The following is an 18,462-nucleotide window of genomic DNA, read 5'->3' as shown; positions in this document are numbered from 1 at the left end:
ACAGCATTACTCAGACAAAATTCATAGATAGAGAACACATAATGCAAATATTTGGCAAAATTTTGGGCGCTTTTTTTGGTTTTTTATTTGGGGGGCCGCTCGGTTTAGTTTTTGGCCTATTTTTAGGGCACCAGTTCGATAAAGCTCGCCGATTGAACCAATCGGGCTTCAATAGCTCTGGTTTTGGACGAGGTCCAAGCCAAGCTGAAAGACAAAACGAGTTTTTTAAATCCGCCTTTGCGGTTATGGGACACGTTGCTAAAGCTAAGGGGCAGGTCACGCCAGAAGAGATTCAGCTCGCTTCTACAATGATGGAGCGTATGAACCTGCATGGCGAACAACGTAAAGCGGCTCAAGATGCTTTCCGTGACGGCAAAGAGAGTGACTTCCCGTTAAGCGATGTGCTTGAGCGTGTGAAAATCTCATCGGGCGGTCGTTTTGATCTTCTGCAGTTTTTTCTTGAGCTACAAGTGTCCGCAGCATTTGCCGATGGAAGTTTGCACCCGAGTGAGCGCCAAGTCTTACATAAGATAGCGCAAGGCCTTGGATTTTCTGCAGAACAGCTAGAGCGCCGCTTGCAGATGCAAGAAGCAGCATTTCGTTTTCAACAGCAAGGTGGAAGCTTTGGTGGCCATCAAGGCCATGGTCAATCATCGGGTTGGCAACAGGCTTCGCAACAAAACCAATTGGCCGATGCGTTTAAAGTTCTCGGTGTAAGTGAAAGTGCCGACGGTAAAGAGGTTAAGAAAGCTTACCGCAAGCTGATGAATGAGCATCACCCAGATAAACTGATGGCGAAGGGCTTACCGCCTGAGATGATGAATGTTGCGAAAGAGAAATCGCAAGAAATTCAGAATGCTTATGATCTGATAAAGAAAGTAAAAGGTTTTAAGTAATTGAACACTAAACCGAGTAATAACAAAGTTACTCGGTTTTTTATTAAAGGGAATTATATGACGGTAATGTATCAGGATGTTCTAGAGTTTTGGTTCGATGAGTTGACGCCTAAAGATTGGTTTACTGGCGGCGCCGAGATTGACACTTTGATAGAGTCTCGATTTTCTGAATTGCATAAAGCAGCCATTCAAGGCGAGCTATTTGAGTGGCGCCAAACTGCGCAAGGACGATTGGCTGAGATTATCGTGCTTGATCAGTTTTCTCGAAATATTGGTAGAAACAGTCCGACAGCTTTTTCGGCTGATCCGATGGCGTTGGCTCTAGCCCAAGAGGCGGTAGCGGGTGGTTTTGATCACCAGCTTAACGAGCAACAGAAAAGCTTCCTGTATATGCCTTATATGCACAGTGAGTCTTTGTTAGTTCATGAACAAGCTGTGGAACTCTTTTCTCAAACGGGATTAGAACATAATCTTGATTTTGAGTTTAAGCACAAGGTCATCATCAAGCGTTTTGGTCGCTACCCTCACCGTAATGAGGTGTTAGGGAGAGCTTCGACTCCCGAAGAGGTTGAGTTCTTGCAGCAACCGGGCTCAAGCTTTTAATTGTAGAAACACAGTTCAATAGATAAAAAAGAGGCAAGTGGTTAATAAAAACCTTTAGCCTCTTTTTTTGTTTGGCTTCATTCATGAGCTTTAACGTTAAAACTAGTTTGCTTGGTTGAGCGACCAATCATAGTCATAGCTGATTTTGTTAGTGTTCGTCACCGGCTTTGTTCGATACTGGTCTAAGTGTTGAATGAGTTGTTTCTCTGTACCAAAATCCACAGCAAACCAATCGTAAATCGATGATAGTTGTAGTTTATTGTTTTCAATTAACACGCCCTTATCACTATTTACAAAATCACTAGCAGCTTGTTCTAACAAGGCTGCAGTGTTGTCAGAGGTAAAAGCTTCAGGCTGTAAGTTAGGGCAACCTAAACTCGCGCAATTCACCGCGTAATGCGTGCGCGGATCTTGCCAAATCGGTCTTAAAATTCGATGCTCAATATCATTGAGTGTTAGTGACTTCCCGTTAACGATTACTACATCATCTCCCCACGGTCCAAAACTAAACAGTCCGCCGAGCTTGGTGATGGATTTTATTGGGTAGGCATCAAGAATTAAATCGACAGTCACGGCGTTATATAAATTAACCCAGTAGGCATATTGTTCCGCTTTTGAGTAGTCGAGTGGATTCAACTGCTCTAGCCTCTTGATGTATTGCTTGAGCTTTGTCTTATCTGCAGTGCTCACGGCTTGATAGCGAACTAGGGTGTTTTGCCCTTGTTTAACTAAGTAGCTATCGATAAATTGCTGCCAATCTTGATGAGATACCTGTTCTAGATTGGTTTCGTCGCTTTGGTTCCAGTATGGCCAAAGATCGGATTTAGGCGCAGACCAAGCTAAGGTTGAGAAAAGTAGGCTGACAATAAAAAGTAGTTGTTTCATGGCATTCTCCTGATGACTGACTACTAAGACCTTAAGGCTTACCATTTTCTTTCAATGCTCTTCATTTAAATAAACATATGAAGTTAAGTTAAAAGCTTAGCCAAATAAAAAAGGTTGGCGCTAAGCCAACCTTTTATATGAACACAAAACTGTGTGATTCTATTTCAAGACTTCTTTACTTCAGGAAGCTAGGAATCTTAGCTTCAAACTCTGAGATCTTATCGGCATGTTGAAGCGTTAGGCCGATGTTATCTAGGCCATTCAGCAAACAGTGACGACGGAACTCATCAATTTCAAACGAGTACTCTTTACCGTTTGCTCTGACTTTCATTGCTTCTAAATCAACGTCGATCTCAGCGCCTTCGTTTGCTTCAACAAACTGGAATAGTTCATCGACTTCCTGCTCTGAAAGACGAACAGGCACCATCTGGTTGTTGATCGAGTTACCGTAGAAAATATCAGCAAAGCTTGGCGCGATCATCACTTGAATACCGTAATCGGCAAGCGCCCAAGGTGCGTGCTCACGAGATGAACCACAACCGAAGTTTTCACGAGCCAGTAGAATTGAAGCGCCTTTATAGCGTGGTGCATTCATTACAAACTCAGGGTTTGGTTGTTGGCCTGCATCATCAAGGAAGCGCCAGTCGTGGAACAAATGCTTACCAAAACCGATACGGTTCACTTTCTGTAGAAACTGCTTTGGAATGATCGCATCAGTATCGATGTTGGCCGTATCTAGAGGAACGACTAATCCGGTGTGTTGTTGAAAACCTGACATGTTAAATCCTCTAATTAAAGTTCACGAATATCGACAAAGTGACCAGCGATTGCTGCTGCGGCTGCCATTGCTGGGCTAACTAGGTGCGTACGACCATCACGGCCTTGGCGACCTTCAAAGTTACGGTTTGATGTAGAAGCACAGCGCTCTTGTGGACCTAGACGGTCATTGTTCATTGCAAGACACATAGAGCAACCCGGCAGGCGCCATTCAAAGCCGGCTTCGATAAAGATCTTATCTAGGCCTTCAGCTTCCGCTTGTGCTTTTACTTGCTCAGAGCCCGGAACGATCAATGCTTGAACATGTTTCGCTACTTGGCGGCCTTTTGCTATTGCTGCAGCTGCACGCATGTCTTCGATACGCGAGTTAGTACAAGAACCTACGAAGACTTTATCAACGTTGTAATCCGATAGAGATTTACCCGCTTCAAGACCCATGTACGCTAGAGCCTTTTCTGCTGAAGCTTTTTCAACAGGATCTGCGAAGCTTTCTGGTGCAGGGATTGGTGTGTCTACCGAGATAACCTGACCTGGGTTAGTGCCCCAAGTAACTTGTGGTTTGATGTCTGCTGCTTCTAGTGTCACAACTGCATCGAATTCAGCGTCAGCATCAGTTTTCAATGTGTCCCAGTATTCGATTGCTGCTTCTAAGTCTTCACCTTGTGGAGAGAACTTACGACCTTTAATGTATTCATATGTCGTTGCATCTGGAGCGATTAAGCCTGCTTTAGCGCCAAGCTCGATTGCCATGTTACATACCGTCATACGACCTTCCATTGTAAGGTCAGTAATTGCCTCACCACAGAATTCAACCACGTAGCCTGTACCGCCAGCGGCTGTTGTCTTGCCTATGATCGCGAGTACGATATCTTTTGCGGTAATGCCTTCAGCGACTTTGCCTTTTACTTCGATCTTCATGGTTTTAGCGCGCGCTTGTTTTAGCGTTTGAGTTGCTAGAACGTGCTCAACTTCAGAAGTACCGATACCGAATGCTAAAGAACCAAATGCACCGTGTGTTGCAGTGTGTGAGTCACCACATACGATGGTCATGCCCGGCAGAGTAATACCTAGCTCAGGACCCATTACGTGCACAATACCTTGGTATTTGTGGTTTAGATCGTAAAGCGTGACACCAAACTCTTCACAGTTTTTTGATAGCGTTTCCATTTGGATACGAGCCATTTCACCCGAAGCGTTGATGTCTTTCGTTTGTGTCGATACGTTGTGATCCATGGTCGCAAAAGTTTTGCCTACTTGGCGAACTTTACGACCTTTTTCACGCAGGCCATCAAAGGCTTGTGGCGACGTTACTTCGTGGACTAAGTGGCGATCGATATAAAGAATTGGCGTTTCGCCCTTCGCTGCAACCGCAACGTGAGCGTCATAAACTTTTTCGTATAAGGTTTTTGCTTGCTGGTTTGTCGACATAGCTTTTCTTCCTTGGGAGCATCAGTCCCAGTGTTTGTTTCTAGCCAAGTCATACTGTCTAAGCTGACTTGGCTTGATATTATTCTTATGTACTTGCTTTTAATCTAAGCATCTAGCTTATGAAGCTAAGATGTACTCAGCGATCTTGTCACCCATTTCTGAGGTAGTCAGCGCTTGGTTCTTGCCTGCAAGGTCTGCAGTTAGCTCGCCTGCAGAAAGTGCTTTAGATACCGCTGTTTCGATGTCTTGCGCTGCCGCTTCTTCGCCTAGGCTGTAACGAAGCATTAGCGCTGCCGAAAGAATTTGCGCGACTGGGTTCGCAATGTTCTTACCTGCGATATCTGGAGCACTGCCACCTGCTGGTTCGTATAGGCCGAAGTTGCTTTCGTTCAAGCTTGCAGAAGGAAGCATACCCATAGAGCCTGTGATCATTGCACACTCATCAGAGATGATGTCACCGAAGATGTTTGAACAAAGCATCACATCAAACTGAGATGGATCTTTGATTAGTTGCATGGTCGCGTTGTCGATGTACATGTGCTTTAGCGTGACATCTGGGTAATCTTTTGCGATCTCTTCAACCACTTCACGCCATAAGATAGAGCTCTGAAGAACGTTCGCTTTATCGATTGAGTAAACGTTTTTGTTACGTAGACGAGCGGATTCAAAAGCAATCTTCGCAATTCGTTCGATTTCGTAACGGTGGTAAACCTCAGTATCAAAGGCTTTCTCTGTTGCGCCTTCGCCTTCACGGCCTTTTGGTTGACCGAAGTAGATACCGCCAGTTAGTTCACGAACAACAACGATGTCGAAGCCGTTACCTGAGATGTCTGCACGCAAAGGAGAGAAAGACTCTAGACCTTTATGGATTTGTGCAGGACGTAAGTTACAGAACAGTTGGAAGTGTTTACGTAGAGGAAGTAGGGCACCACGCTCTGGTTGATCGTTTGGTGGGAGATGTTCCCACTTAGGTCCGCCAACCGAGCCAAATAGTACTGCGTCAGATTCTTCACAGCCCGTTACTGTCGCTTCTGGAAGTGGGCAGCCGTGATTATCAATTGCGATACCACCAACATCATACTCTTCGCGAGAAAAGCTAATCGCGTGCTTCTTTTCAATCGCGTCTAGCACTTTATGTGCTTGCTGCATTACTTCTGGGCCAATGCCATCACCAGGTAGTACGGCAATCTTGTATGATTTATCTGTCATGTTAATCCTTTAATTCTTGTTACTGAGCTGTTTGGCTCGTTTTAAATTTTGTCCCTAAAGCCAACAACATCGGCTCTAGGGCTCTGTTATTGGGGTATTAAACTGTCGCGAATTTTTGCTGCTTCATTTCAGCAATAGTGTCTGCGCGTTGAATGCTATTGATAACGTGTAGCAACGCTTGACCAGAAGCTTCAACGATATCTGTTGAAACGCCCGTACCGTGGTACTTACGGCCTTTATAGTTAGCAATGATGTCAGCTTGACCTAAGCCATCTTCACCTTCACCTTTTGCAGTTAGGTCGAACTTATCCAACGCGATTTCGTAGCCTGTTAAGCGGTAGATACATTGGTATAAAGCATCAACCGGGCCGTTGCCGACAGCCGCTTCGCATTTCTCTTCATCACCACATTGCAGTTTGATGCTGGTGGTAGACATAACACTACCAGATTGTACGCTTAGGTAGTTAAGTTTATAGAAGTCATCTTCATCACGTAGATTCGCGAAGTGCATCAATGCTTCTAGGTCGTAATCGAACACTTGTCCTTTACGATCAGCAAGCTTCAAGAAGTCTTCGTACAATGAATCTAGGTTGTACTCATTGTCTTTATAACCCATCGCGTCCATGTGGCTCTTAACAGCGGCTCGGCCACTACGACTTGTTAGGTTTAAGGCTTTGTTTTTCAAGCCAATAGACTCAGGCGTCATGATCTCGTAAGTGTTCTTGTTCTTAAGCATGCCATCTTGGTGAATACCTGAAGAGTGGCTGAATGCGTTAGCACCGACGATTGCTTTATTGTCTTGAATCGGCATGTGGCAAAGTTGGCTAACCAACTTACTGGTACGGTGAATCTCTTTGTGATCCAAGCCAGTATGAACACCCAAAAGCTCTTGGCGAGTTTTGATGATCATTGCAATTTCTTCTAAAGAACAGTTACCTGCACGTTCGCCAATACCGTTGATTGTGCCTTCAATTTGGCGAGCGCCCGCTTGCACAGCAGCAATTGAGTTTGCAACCGACATACCTAAGTCATCGTGACAGTGAACAGAGATGATCGCTTGGTCGATGTTGGGTACGCGATCGAATAGCGTCTTGATAATGCCACCAAACTCATTTGGTACTGTGTAGCCCACTGTGTCTGGAATGTTGATGGTTTTCGCGCCTGCGTTAATCGCGGCTTCAACCATGCGACATAGGTTGTCGATAGGGGTACGGCCGGCATCTTCACAAGAGAATTCAACATCATCGGTATAGTTACGAGCGTGCTTGACTGCTTTCACTGCCATCTCTACTACGTCATCGTAGCTGCGGCGTAATTTGTCTTGTACGTGAACCGTTGATGTTGAGATGAAGGTATGAATACGGAACTGGTCAGCAACTTTAAGCGCTTCGGCAGCGGCATCGATATCTTTCGCTACGGCACGAGAAAGCGCACAAATACGGCTGTCTTTGATGTGTTTAGCGATGGTTTGTACTGACTCAAAATCACCCGGAGAAGAAATAGGGAAGCCAGCTTCGATAACATCTACACCCAGTCTCTCAAGAGCATAAGCGATCTGTAACTTCTCTTTTACCGTAAGGCTTGCAGCCAATGCTTGCTCGCCGTCACGTAAGGTAGTATCAAAAATTATTACTTGATCGTTCATGGGTGCTTCCTTATATCGATAATGAATCGATTGCTATCCAAATTATTATTAAGAATGATGTTCTTTTAAAAGTGCCAGTTACAAAAAAACCCGCTCAGTGCGGGTTTTAATATTTGTGTAGTTCTTGACCCACAACTTACCCGCGCGATTGGTTCACGATAAGGAGAAGTTTCAGCAGTAGAGAAGAAGAAAAAATCATTACACAAATATCCGTAAATAAACTGTTAACACCATATTTACCGTAATTTATTCTGAGCGTCAAACAAGAAAATCCAATATCAGCGTGCATTGGCAGTGTTTTGGTTTTGTTTGTGCTGTTTTTTGTTTAAGTGTTAGCGATATCAACTGAATGGTGGTTTTGTATTGGCGGGTTAGTTTATCGTTTGGCTGATGTGTAGGTTAAAACTTTGTAGTAAATATTTTTAATGGAACGATTCACCAAAAAAATCACAAGCGTGACTAAAGTAATTAATCAATTGATTAAATAGTGAGTAATTAATCTTCTACTGTTATGCCTGTTTATCTCTATAATTAATCGAATGATTAATTATAGAGATGGATTTTTGCCATGACGGCACGAAAAGCGGGGCGACCTCAACAGAACTTAGATGTTCGACAACTATTGATTGAGCATGCTCGTGATCTGTTTGTCGTTCAGTCATACGACAAGGTCTCGACACGCCTGATTGCTGATCGTGCGGGTGTGAACATTGCGATGATCCGTTATTACTTTGGCAGTAAGGCTGGATTATTTGAGGCGATGCTGCGTGAAACGCTACGACCGATGCAATTGCAAATGCAGAGATTGGTTGAAGAAAGCAGCCATGAGAACTTTCTTGATTTAATGCGGACTTACTATAAAGAGATGGTCAAGGTGCCCAAGTTTCCTCGCTTGATTGCTCAAGTGATGAATATGCCTCCCTCTGAAGTGCAAAGAGAGTTGCTCGAAAAGGTTTTTCTCGATGTCGCCAAGCCAGCCCAAGATGTCATTTTTGAAAAGCTGGTTGAACAAGGCATCTTAAAACAGAACATGGATCCAAAATTGTGTCGAGTTTCGTATATAAGCTTGATGGTGTTCCCCTTCATTGCTCCGCCCCCTCTATTAGCAATCCATGGTATTGAGATTAATGAAGAATTTCTTAACCGTTTAATCGAACACAACATTCAATTGATGACCGAAGGCTTTATCAACGCACCGAGCCCTTCTGCAGTGCAGGACAAAAGATAATGAAAATAAATAAAAAACTACTCTTCTTCCCAGCACTTGCGGTTGGTGTCATCGGCCTTGTGACTGCGATTAGCTTAAAGCCGGATCTGCCGACTAAGCCCGCGGGAGATAGGGCTCGTCTAGTCGAAACAGTTAGTTTAGAACAACAAATGATCGCGCCGTTGGCGGTGGGCTTTGGCAAAGTAGTCCCTAAAGTTGAATGGAAAGCCATCGCCGAGGTGACAGGGCAGATTGTTTATCGACATCCAGACCTAGAAAAAGGGCAGATCATTCCAGCGGGAACTGAGGTACTTAAGATCGATCCTTTGGATTACGAGTTGAAGTTGGTACAAGCTGAAGCGGATCTTAAATCAAGCCAGACTTCATTAGCTAAGTTAAACCAAGAAGAAGATAACCTTAAGCAGACCTTAAAGATCGAAAAGAACCGCTTAGTGATCAGCAATAAAGAGCTGCAACGTAAACAAGATCTGCGCAAGAAAGGGCTAACTTCTCAATCCGATGTTGATCTCCAGCAGCAAAGTGCGTTGTCTCAACAGAAGCTTGTATTGGATATTGACAACCAAATTGCATTGATGCCAGATGAAAAGCGTGTTGCGGAAGCAGTGATTAAGGTGAATGTCTCTAAAGTAAAAGAGGCGCAACGCTCTTTGGATAAAACGACCATCACCTTGCCTAGAGCGATGCGAATAGCTCAGGTCGATATTGAACAGAACCAAGTGGTTAATCTTCAGCAAGAGATGTTTGTTGCTCACGGGATTAAAGTTATGGAAGTTGAGGCGCAACTCTCTATTCACGATATGCAAACTTTAGCCTCAAGCTTTACTCAATTCCCTCGTGATGCCGCAGGCATACCAAACCCTTATGAAGCGCCAATCAAAGCAAGTATTCAGCTAAACAGTGGCAGCCTTAACCTCAATTGGCCTGCAAAGGTTGCGAGAATCAGTGAAACCGTTGATGAGAACCAAGCAACTGCGGGGATCATTCTTGAAATTGGTCAAGACTATTCAGCTCTGCAGCCAAGCAGTGCAACGCCTTTGGTCAATGGCATGTTCGTCAAAGCAGAGATTGAAGGTGTCGCGAATCTAAGTTGGGTGGTTCCAGAGCGAGCATTGCACGGTGACAAGGTTTACCTGATGGATGACAATCAGCGCTTGCAAGTGGTGAATGTTGAAGTGCTTTATCGCAGAGATAACCAAGTGGTTGTGAGTGGCGAGCTACAAACGGGAGATAAATTGGTTCTTAATGACGTCCTGCCAGCTATCGAAGGCATGTTACTGAAAGAGTCGAACTCTACAGAGGTTAAGCTTGAATCGGATACTCAGGAGAGTGCGTCATGATCAAGTTCTTTTCTAGGCACCCAACAGCTGCAAACTTGTTGATGCTTGGGTTATTGATCATGGGTATAAGCTCATTATCAACCATCAAGCGTGAAACCTTCCCCGCTTATGATCCGCCTTATATTATGGCGGCCATCGTTTATCCCGGTGCATCACCACAAGAAGTGGAAGAAAGCTTGTGTGTACGAATGGAAGATGCCGTCGATGGCCTAGCTAACATTGAAGAGACTCAGTGTGAAGCCATCGAAGGCAGCGCTCGTTTAATTCTCAAGTTAAATGAGAAAGCGGACATTGGCCGAATGCTGGTGGACGTTCAAACTCAGATCAACTCGATCAATGATTTCCCTAGTGAGATTGAATCTCCGGTTGTTCAAGAGTTGGATTGGAATGAACCGGTAGTTGATATCGCTATTACAGCCGAAACCTCATGGCCTGAACTCAAAGCTTACGCCGAAGATCTCAAACGAACCATGAAGCTCGATTACGACGTTTCTTTAGTCGAAGTTAGTGGTTTTTCCGATCACCAATATCGTGTCGAACTGGATACCCAAGCCATTCGCCAGTTGGGTTTGAGTGTCGGTGATATCGCCGACCAAATTGGCCGTCAGAATGTAAAACTGCCAAGCGGTAACGTTGAGACGCCAGACAAAAATTTTCTGATTCGTTTTGATGAGAGACGAATTACACCGGTTGAGCTGGAAAGCATCGTGGTTGGATCTGCGCCTAATGGCTCGGTGATTCGTTTGAGAGATATTGCCAAGATAACCGATCGCTTTGAGTTGGATGAGCAGAAGGTTCTGTTTGATGGTAAGCCATCTGCTCTGTTGAAGATCAGTAAGAATAAAGAAGATGATGCGTTACGAATCAAAGAGAACGTGACGCGATTCGTTGAGGATCAAAGCGCGATTGCCCCCGATGGTGTGACACTGCAAATGACCAATGATCTCTCCTCTGTACTTTGGGATCGTCTGACCATGATGGTGCGCAACGGCTGGCAAGGTATTGTGTTGGTGTTTGCCACCATGTGGTTGTTCTTCAGTTTGCGATATTCATTCTGGGTAGCTGCTGGTCTGCCGGTAGCCTTCCTTGGTGGTTTGTTCTTGATGGCCAACCTTGGCTTGTCGATCAACATTATGTCACTGGTCGGTTTATTAATGGCGATTGGTATCATGATGGACGACGCCATCGTGATAGCCGAATCGATAGCCTCCCATTTAGATAGGGGACAAAGCGTTGATGATGCGGTGTACAACGGCGTAAAGAAAGTGCTTCCCGGAGTACTGTCTTCTTTCCTAACCACGGTGTGTATTTTCGGTAGCTTACTGTTCCTTGATGGGGAAATGGGCGCGGTGCTTAAAGCGGTCCCTCAGGTGCTTATCTTGGTGTTGTCGCTGAGCTTAATCGAGGCGTTTCTTATTCTACCAAATCACTTATCTCATTCATTACACAAAGAAAAAAATGATAAGCCAGCGCTGCGCTTTAAAGTTGTGTTGTTAGAGAAGTTCGAGAACTTTCGTAATACCATCTTGATGAACATGGTTGAGAAGGTCGTGACGTTCCGCTACGCCTTTATGGGGGGAGTGATAACCTTATTACTTCTATCTATCTCCTTGATTGCTGGTGGTGTTGTCAAATTCCAACCATTTCCTGAGTTGGATGGTGATATTGCCGAGGCTCGCATCATTCTTCCACCGGGCGCATCACTGTCTCAAACCGAGAAAGTGGTCGATAAAATAGTCGCATCTGCTGAACGTTTGAATGAGCAGTGGAGTGAAGACGTCGAGGACGGTAATAGATTGGTTGAGCATATCACCAGCCAATTCAATGCAAACGCGGATGCCAATGAATCAGGGCCACACTTAGCTACCGTGCGCTTAGACTTACGAGGTGCAGAAAGTCGCAACACGGTGATCGATGATTTCATTGATGCATGGCGGGAAGACATCGGCGATTTGGCGGACCCTATCTCGCTGGTTTTCAAACAACCGACGATGGGGCCGGGTGGTCGTGCTATCGAGATCCGCGCCAAACATGATGATCTTGCTGCATTGAAATCGGCTTCTTTGGATATTCAGGAGTACCTTAATCAGTTTGATGGTGTGCATGGTGTTCTTGATGACATGCGCATGGGTAAGGAAGAGATCTTAGTTAAACTTCGCCCAGGTGCGGAAACCTACAATGTGAATGGGCAGATGATTGCTTCCCAATTGCGTGCGGCCTTCTTTGGTCAGACTGCGGATGAAATCCAAATTGGGGTTGAGAACATTTCGATTGAGGTACGCCTTGATAAAGAACAAGCGGGTGATTTACAGCAACTGGCTAACTTCCCAATCATCACCGCAGACGGCAGCCAGATCCCGCTAGCTACATTGGCAACGTTAGATTTCCAGCGTAACTACGTGCGAATTCAACGCATCGATGGCTTAAGAACCATCAGTATCTTTGGTGATATTGATAATAAGAAAGCGAGTTCATCCGCGATTCTGGCTCAGTTCCAAAAAGATGAAGCCGCCAAACTTATTCAGAAGTACCCGGGTTTACGTTTTGATTTTGAAGGTGAAGCCAAAGATGCCGCGAAGACCGGAGCCTCAATGGGCAAAGGGTTCTTGCTCGGCTTATTCGGCGTATTTGCGATTCTAAGTTATCAGTTCAGAAGTTACTTAGAACCTGTGGTCGTGATGTTGGCGATTCCACTAGCCTTCATTGGGGTAGTGGTTGGTCACTGGATACTTGGCCACGCTTTGAGTATGCCAAGCATGATGGGCTTTGTGTCGCTTGCCGGGATCGTGGTCAATGATTCCATCTTGTTAGTGCAATACATTCGTCACCATGTTGATGAGGGAGATAGCGTTCATGACTCGGTGGTGAAGGCCAGTCGCGAGCGTTTCCGTGCGGTATTTTTGACATCAATGACGACCGCAGCAGGTTTGCTACCGCTGTTGACGGAAACCAGCTTGCAGGCTCAGGTTATCCAGCCTCTGGTTATTTCAATTGTGTTTGGCATATTTGCTTCAACCTTACTGGTGTTGTTTATGATCCCTGCCGCTTACGCGATATTGGCTGACTTCGGGTTGGTGAAGAAGCATGAGCCATTAGCGCTATAATCTTTAGCGCTATTATCATTAGTCAGCACTACTATCATTAGCGAACGCTATAACCATTAACACGATAGAAGTAGTGTTTGTTTACTTATATAAAGAAGCAAAAACATAGAAGAATAAAGCGGCCTTGTGTCGCTTTATTTTTATCGGCTGCTTCTAGGCTCCTATTAGCTTACTTAGTGAAAGCGGTTAATTCGCTTCAAAATTCATTTTAGTTCATTCAAAACGTCACTTAACTGTCATTTCAGGGGCATACCTTGAGCCTTAACTGAATAAGGATTGTTAAGGAGATCGTATGCGTACTATCGAACCTGTTGTCCGCTGGGATGTGGCATTTTCTGTTTTCTGTTTGAAGAACCGTTATAGCGGGCAACATGCAACATTGAGTAAAGCGGTGTCTCATACCGGGGATGGTCATCTATATGTGTTGATCGCTCTGATTGCGCTGTTAGCTGATGGCTACACAGGTCGTGAATTTTTAATGGTTGGTCTAGCCGCTTTTGCGATAGAGCTACCGATTTATTGGGTAGCCAAAAACACCCTAAAGCGCCGCAGACCCGCTGAATTCTCTTCATTACTTCACTCTCACATTGTGCCGTCAGATAAATACAGCCTGCCATCTGGGCACTCCGCTGCTGCATTTGTTATGGCGACTCTAATCGGACATTTTTATCCAAGTCTCTATCTCTTTAGCTTGATTTGGGCGACAGCGATTGCAGGCTCTCGAATCCTACTCGGTGTGCACTTTTTAACGGACGTACTGATTGGCGCAGCGCTAGGTATAGCGTGCACAAGCCTAGCCATTTACTTCATTTTATAGCGCTTAGTCGTATGGCTGTTTGTTCTGTTGTTCATATTAAAAAGACACAGGCAAAGACAGCAGAGCTCGAATTATTAATCTTCAAGGAACCTGAATGAAAATTTTATATGGCGTACAGGGCACTGGAAATGGGCACATCGCTAGAGCGAGAGCAATGGCCGTCGCTTTTCGTCAGCAAAATATTGATGTCGACTTTCTGTTCTCTGGGCGAGACGAGAGTAAATTCTTTTCGATGGAAGCGTTTGGCAACTATCAGACCCGCAGCGGTTTAACTTTTTACAGCGAGCAGGGAAAGGTTAAATACGGCAAGACACTCATCAAGAACAACATCTGGCGATTTCTCCGCGAGGTTAACCAGATCGATCTTGCGCCTTATGACTTAGTGCTTAATGATTTTGAACCTGTGACGGCATGGGCGGCTAAGAGGCAAGGTGTGCCATGTATTGGTATAAGCCACCAGAATGCGTTCCGCTATGATGTACCTAAAGAAGGGGGCAACTGGATTGAACATTCCGTGATTCAACATTTCGCCCCAACTGAGCACTCTATTGGTTTGCACTGGTATCACTTTGAACAGCCAATATTGCCACCTATCGTTCACACGCCAGCGTGTGATGAGCGAGCGAAAGCAACACAAGACTTCACCTTGGTTTATCTACCATTTGAGGATCTTGATGCGATCTCTGAGTTGTTGATGAAGTTTGTTTCTCATCACTTTGTCTGTTATCACCCGAATGTGATTGAGCATAGCCGAGTCGAAAATATAGAGTTCAAACCACTCAGTCATGCCGGCTTCCAATTCGATCTCAATCAGTGCTCTGGTGTGGTGGCCAACGGCGGTTTTGAATTGCCATCTGAAGCCTTAACTTTAGGTAAGAAGTTGCTTCTTAAGCCTCTTGAGGGACAGTTCGAACAACAAAGTAATGTGGCGACGCTTGAAGCGCTCGGGTTGGCTCAAACCATGAGTTTTTTAGACGCGGCTATCTTGCGTAGTTGGCTCGGTGAAAAGCAGGCTGAAAGGGTTACTTACCCTGACGTGGCAAGTGCACTTGTTGAGTGGGTTTTGGCGGGCAAATGGTCTAACCAAGATGACTTGAGAAAGCAACTTTGGGATAAGGTGGATTTTCCTAGTTATGCATCACTCACGTAACCCATAATTGTTATTTCTGAATTGCCTAGCTGAACGATTCACGAGTTCAATAATTTGTAACAAATGTAACCAAAACGATAGAACAGCTAAATAAGTCGAAATGAAACTCATAAGTGACGCATTTTATGTTTTTTTATAACTCCATAAGCAACTGATTTTTAGGTGTTGTTTAATCATTAAGGTAAAATTAAATTATTCTTTATCAATCTTGTTGGTAGCTCGAGATTTATTGGTTAATAGTAATGGCAATCCGAAAAACATCGGTCTGATAAATATAAGAATTAGTGGTTATCTATTCCCACACCATTACCAATTTAACCCTGTCGAACCGACAAGAGGCAACTTGAATGTTAGAGAAAAAAGACGCAATGAGTGCAATTGCAAGCTACAGAATGGAAAGCACACTTCGTGGAGTCGACTTAAATCTTTTGACTGTATTTGATGCAGTTATGCAAGAGCAAAATATTACACGTGCAGCTCATAATCTGGGCATGTCTCAGCCAGCGGTAAGTAATGCTGTTGCTCGTTTGAAAGTAATGTTCAACGACGAGCTATTCATGCGTCAAGGTCGTGGTATTCAACCGACTCAACGTGCTCGTCAGTTGTTTGGCCCAATCCGCCAAGCGCTGCAGTTAGTACGCAACGAATTGCCAAGTTCTGTATTCTCACCAGAGTCGTCTTCTCGTTTGTTCAAACTTGCAATTTGTAGCCCTTGCGACATGCGTTTTGCACCTAAGATTATGTCGACAATCAACGACCAAGCACCTAGCGTTAATCTGCACATGGATGCTGAATTTGACCGTCAACTTTCTGAGCGCATGCGTTACCAAGAAATTGACTTCGTTATTGATTACTCGCGTTTTGATGAACAAGGTTTCTCAAGCACTGAAATCTTCCAAGATGAATTGGTTGTGGTCGCTTCTGCTTCTCACCCACGCATCAACGGTGAAGTTTCAGCGGCAGAATTGCTTAACGAAAAGCACGCTAAACTGTCTCGCATTCACGGTCAACGTAGCTTCTCTGAGCAAGCTTACCGTGACCTAGATTGCACGCCTTTCTACGAAGGTACGAGCTTGAGCAACGTTCTTTACGTTGTTGGTCAATCTGAACTTGTAACAATCGCTCCTCGTTGGATGGTAGAACATGCAGCAAACAAAGAGCAGCTTCAGATTTTAGATTTCCCATTCGATAATGCGGCGATTTCTGGCTTCCTTAGCTGGCACGAATCAAGTGAAAAGGACAAAGGACACATCTGGTTACGAGATCAGTTAATGATGATCTGTGGCGAAGTAGTGGCGCTTAACTAGACACTAATTCCTATGATTTATAAGCCCTAAGCTAGGAGTCTGGCTTGGGGTTTTTTTGTACCTGCTATTTTTGTTGATAGAAAACTTAGCGTGAGACGTACTATTACTTATAACTTTGAGCTTCATCAGTTGCCTTTTCCATGATCAGAGGTACACTTGTGCGCTCAAAAAAGCTTACAGGTGTAAGCCAAAGGTAAAGAGATGGCCAATTTAGATTTTCATATCGTAAAAAGACTTCGTGACCAAATTGCCCAAGGCGGCAACCGTACAGCTTTGAAGCACAAAGTAGACAATGTATGGCAAGGTATTAGCTGGGAACAATTTGGACAACAAATCGATACGCTTTCATTAGCGCTATTGGCTCAAGGATTGAGAGTTCAGGATAAGATCGGTATCTTCTCGAACAATATGCCTCAGTGGACTGTGGCTGACTTCGCATCCTTACAAGCGCGCCTTGTAACGGTACCAATCTACCCAACCAACACAGCGGCGCAGTCTTCTTACATTATCCAAAATGCGGATGTGAAGATCTTATTCGTTGGTGAGCAAGCTCAATTCGATGCGGCGGTTAGCCTTTTTGAAGAGTGTGAACAGCTAGAAGTTGTTGTGGCGATGTCTGATGATATCGATCTGCAAGGACATCGCTTTGCCGTCTCTTGGAAAGAATTCATGGCTCGTGGTGTTGAAGATCAGCAAGCTGAACTTGATGTTCGTCTTGCGGATGCCTGCATGGATGACTTACTGACGCTTATCTATACCTCTGGTACAACAGGCCAGCCTAAAGGTGTAATGCTTGATTACACTAATGTTGGCTATCAACTAAAAGGCCATGATGAGCGTCTCAGCTTAAGCAAAGACGACGTCTCATTGTGTTTTTTACCTCTATCACATGTATTTGAGCGCGCTTGGACTTTCTATGTCCTTTATAAAGGCGCAACCAACTGCTATTTGCAAGACACCATGCAAGTTCGTGATGCATTGAGTGATGTTAAACCAACGGTTATGTCTGCTGTTCCTCGCTTCTACGAGAAGATTTTCTCAGCGATTCACGAGAAAGTATCTAAAGCACCGTTTATTCGTAAAGTACTCTTTACTTGGGCGGTGAACATGGGCGCGAAGCTTTCTGTTTGTCATCAAGAAGGTCGTACACCATCATTCATGCTGAAGAAGAGCCATGCGCTTGCTGACAAGCTTGTGTTATCTAAACTGCGAGCTCTGTTAGGTGGTAACATCAACTTCATGCCATGTGGTGGCGCGAAGCTTGATGAAACCATTGGTCGCTTCTTCCACGCGATTGGTATCAATGTAAAACTTGGCTACGGCATGACAGAAACCACGGCAACAGTATCGTGCTGGGATGACCGTTGTTTTAACCCTGATTCGATCGGTATGTCGATGCCGGGCGCTGAAGTGAAAATTGGCGCTAAGGACGAGATTCTTGTTCGTGGCCCAATGGTGATGCGTGGCTACTACAAGATGCCAGAAGAGACAGCTAAGACATTTGACGAGCATGGTTTCCTAAAAACGGGTGATGCGGGTCATTTTGATGAAAATGGTAATCTATTCATTACTGATCGCATCAAAGAATTAATGAAGACTTCTGGCGGTAAGTACATTGCACCGCAAGTGGTGGAAGGCGCGATTGGTAAAGATCACTTTATCGAACAGATTGCTGTTATCGCTGATACTCGCAAATTCGTTTCTGCGCTGATTGTTCCTTGTTATGACTCGCTAGAAGTGTATGCCAAAGAGCTTAATATTAAGTATCACGACCGTGTGGAACTTGTTAAAAATCACCAAATAGTAGAGATGCTAGAGAAACGTGTGAATGACTTACAACAAGAGCTAGCGAAGTTTGAGCAAGTGAAGAAGTTCAAGTTGCTGCCAAAAGCGTTTTCTATGGATGATGGTGAGCTAACACCGACCCAGAAACTGCGTCGTAAGGTTATTAACGATAAGTATCAAGACGAAATCGAAGAAATGTACAACGAAAAGCCTAAAGATAAGTAGTTTTCTGTTTAGATAAATTTTCAGTTGTTTAAAAATCCCCCTACGAATGTGATTGCATTTTTAGGG

General features: G+C 44.5%; 14 protein-coding genes. 9 read left to right on the top strand and 5 right to left on the bottom strand.

What is annotated here, in order from left to right; translation table 11 throughout:
• Window positions 1–41 precede the first annotated feature (41 nt).
• Together djlA and MED222_RS06835 are read left to right on the top strand one after the other, a co-directional pair.
• Entirely contained in the window at window positions 42–896 is an 855-nt protein-coding gene (gene djlA, locus MED222_RS06830) for a co-chaperone DjlA (protein WP_009847822.1), read from the top strand.
• 57 nt (window positions 897–953) lie between these two features.
• A complete protein-coding gene (locus MED222_RS06835; RefSeq protein ID WP_009847821.1) occupies window positions 954–1,499 on the top strand; it encodes a DUF924 family protein in 546 nt (181 codons plus the stop codon).
• 102 nt (window positions 1,500–1,601) lie between these two features.
• Here MED222_RS06835 and MED222_RS06840 read toward each other — a convergent pair whose 3' ends face one another.
• The 5 genes from MED222_RS06840 to leuA all read right to left on the bottom strand — a co-directional run bounded on the left by MED222_RS06840 (window position 1,602) and on the right by leuA (window position 7,443).
• Entirely contained in the window at window positions 1,602–2,384 is a 783-nt protein-coding gene (locus MED222_RS06840) for a DUF547 domain-containing protein (RefSeq protein WP_009847820.1), read from the bottom strand.
• 175 nt (window positions 2,385–2,559) lie between these two features.
• Window positions 2,560–3,162, bottom strand: coding sequence for a 3-isopropylmalate dehydratase small subunit (leuD, locus tag MED222_RS06845; RefSeq protein WP_009847819.1), 603 nt, complete (start codon window positions 3,160–3,162; stop codon window positions 2,560–2,562).
• Between the two features lie 14 nt (window positions 3,163–3,176).
• Window positions 3,177–4,589, bottom strand: coding sequence for a 3-isopropylmalate dehydratase large subunit (gene leuC, locus MED222_RS06850; RefSeq protein ID WP_009847818.1), 1,413 nt, complete (start codon window positions 4,587–4,589; stop codon window positions 3,177–3,179).
• 117 nt (window positions 4,590–4,706) lie between these two features.
• The gene (gene leuB / locus MED222_RS06855) at window positions 4,707–5,798 is read right to left on the bottom strand and encodes a 3-isopropylmalate dehydrogenase (RefSeq protein WP_009847817.1); all 1,092 of its coding nucleotides are present in this window, start codon (window positions 5,796–5,798) and stop codon (window positions 4,707–4,709) included.
• 97 nt (window positions 5,799–5,895) lie between these two features.
• On the bottom strand, window positions 5,896–7,443 hold the full coding sequence (gene leuA, locus MED222_RS06860; protein ID WP_009847816.1) for a 2-isopropylmalate synthase: 1,548 nt from the start codon (window positions 7,441–7,443) through the stop codon (window positions 5,896–5,898).
• Between the two features lie 568 nt (window positions 7,444–8,011).
• Between leuA and MED222_RS06865 the strand changes: the two genes are divergently transcribed.
• From MED222_RS06865 to MED222_RS06895, 7 genes are all read left to right on the top strand, one after another.
• On the top strand, window positions 8,012–8,671 hold the full coding sequence (locus MED222_RS06865; protein ID WP_009847815.1) for a TetR/AcrR family transcriptional regulator: 660 nt from the start codon (window positions 8,012–8,014) through the stop codon (window positions 8,669–8,671).
• A complete protein-coding gene (locus MED222_RS06870; RefSeq protein ID WP_009847814.1) occupies window positions 8,671–10,008 on the top strand; it encodes an efflux RND transporter periplasmic adaptor subunit in 1,338 nt (445 codons plus the stop codon). The genes MED222_RS06865 and MED222_RS06870 overlap by 1 nt, the downstream gene beginning before the upstream one ends.
• Complete coding sequence (locus MED222_RS06875) at window positions 10,005–13,112, top strand: efflux RND transporter permease subunit (RefSeq protein ID WP_009847813.1); 3,108 nt, start codon at window positions 10,005–10,007, stop codon at window positions 13,110–13,112. The genes MED222_RS06870 and MED222_RS06875 overlap by 4 nt, the downstream gene beginning before the upstream one ends.
• 292 nt (window positions 13,113–13,404) lie before the next feature.
• Complete coding sequence (locus MED222_RS06880) at window positions 13,405–13,929, top strand: phosphatase PAP2 family protein (protein ID WP_009847812.1); 525 nt, start codon at window positions 13,405–13,407, stop codon at window positions 13,927–13,929.
• Window positions 13,930–14,023: 94 nt separating this feature from the next.
• Window positions 14,024–15,079 (top strand): MJ1255/VC2487 family glycosyltransferase, encoded by a 1,056-nt coding sequence (locus tag MED222_RS06885; RefSeq protein WP_009847811.1) that lies wholly within the window; start codon window positions 14,024–14,026, stop codon window positions 15,077–15,079.
• A 347-nt stretch (window positions 15,080–15,426) separates the two neighbouring features.
• A complete protein-coding gene (leuO, locus tag MED222_RS06890) occupies window positions 15,427–16,386 on the top strand; it encodes a transcriptional regulator LeuO (protein WP_009847810.1) in 960 nt (319 codons plus the stop codon).
• 201 nt (window positions 16,387–16,587) lie between these two features.
• Window positions 16,588–18,396 (top strand): AMP-dependent synthetase/ligase, encoded by a 1,809-nt coding sequence (locus MED222_RS06895; protein WP_009847809.1) that lies wholly within the window; start codon window positions 16,588–16,590, stop codon window positions 18,394–18,396.
• Window positions 18,397–18,462: the final 66 nt, after the last annotated feature.

Origin of the sequence: Vibrio sp. MED222 (assembly GCF_000153005.1) — a bacterium.
Taxonomy (GTDB): domain Bacteria; phylum Pseudomonadota; class Gammaproteobacteria; order Enterobacterales; family Vibrionaceae; genus Vibrio; species Vibrio tasmaniensis_A.
The sequence above is the reverse complement of the archived record's forward strand: the minus strand, read 5'-3'. Positions and strand labels throughout refer to the sequence as shown.

Bases quoted from the DNA above. Each gene is read 5' to 3' on its own strand.
- djlA (WP_009847822.1), top strand. From the start codon at position 42: ATGCAAATATTTGGCAAAATTTTGGGCGCTTTTTTTGGTTTTTTATTT.
- MED222_RS06835 (WP_009847821.1), top strand. From the start codon at position 954: ATGACGGTAATGTATCAGGATGTTCTAGAGTTTTGGTTCGATGAGTTG.
- MED222_RS06840 (WP_009847820.1), bottom strand. From the start codon at position 2,384: ATGAAACAACTACTTTTTATTGTCAGCCTACTTTTCTCAACCTTAGCT.
- leuD (WP_009847819.1), bottom strand. From the start codon at position 3,162: ATGTCAGGTTTTCAACAACACACCGGATTAGTCGTTCCTCTAGATACG.
- leuC (WP_009847818.1), bottom strand. From the start codon at position 4,589: ATGTCGACAAACCAGCAAGCAAAAACCTTATACGAAAAAGTTTATGAC.
- leuB (WP_009847817.1), bottom strand. From the start codon at position 5,798: ATGACAGATAAATCATACAAGATTGCCGTACTACCTGGTGATGGCATT.
- leuA (WP_009847816.1), bottom strand. From the start codon at position 7,443: ATGAACGATCAAGTAATAATTTTTGATACTACCTTACGTGACGGCGAG.
- MED222_RS06865 (WP_009847815.1), top strand. From the start codon at position 8,012: ATGACGGCACGAAAAGCGGGGCGACCTCAACAGAACTTAGATGTTCGA.
- MED222_RS06870 (WP_009847814.1), top strand. From the start codon at position 8,671: ATGAAAATAAATAAAAAACTACTCTTCTTCCCAGCACTTGCGGTTGGT.
- MED222_RS06875 (WP_009847813.1), top strand. From the start codon at position 10,005: ATGATCAAGTTCTTTTCTAGGCACCCAACAGCTGCAAACTTGTTGATG.
- MED222_RS06880 (WP_009847812.1), top strand. From the start codon at position 13,405: ATGCGTACTATCGAACCTGTTGTCCGCTGGGATGTGGCATTTTCTGTT.
- MED222_RS06885 (WP_009847811.1), top strand. From the start codon at position 14,024: ATGAAAATTTTATATGGCGTACAGGGCACTGGAAATGGGCACATCGCT.
- leuO (WP_009847810.1), top strand. From the start codon at position 15,427: ATGTTAGAGAAAAAAGACGCAATGAGTGCAATTGCAAGCTACAGAATG.
- MED222_RS06895 (WP_009847809.1), top strand. From the start codon at position 16,588: ATGGCCAATTTAGATTTTCATATCGTAAAAAGACTTCGTGACCAAATT.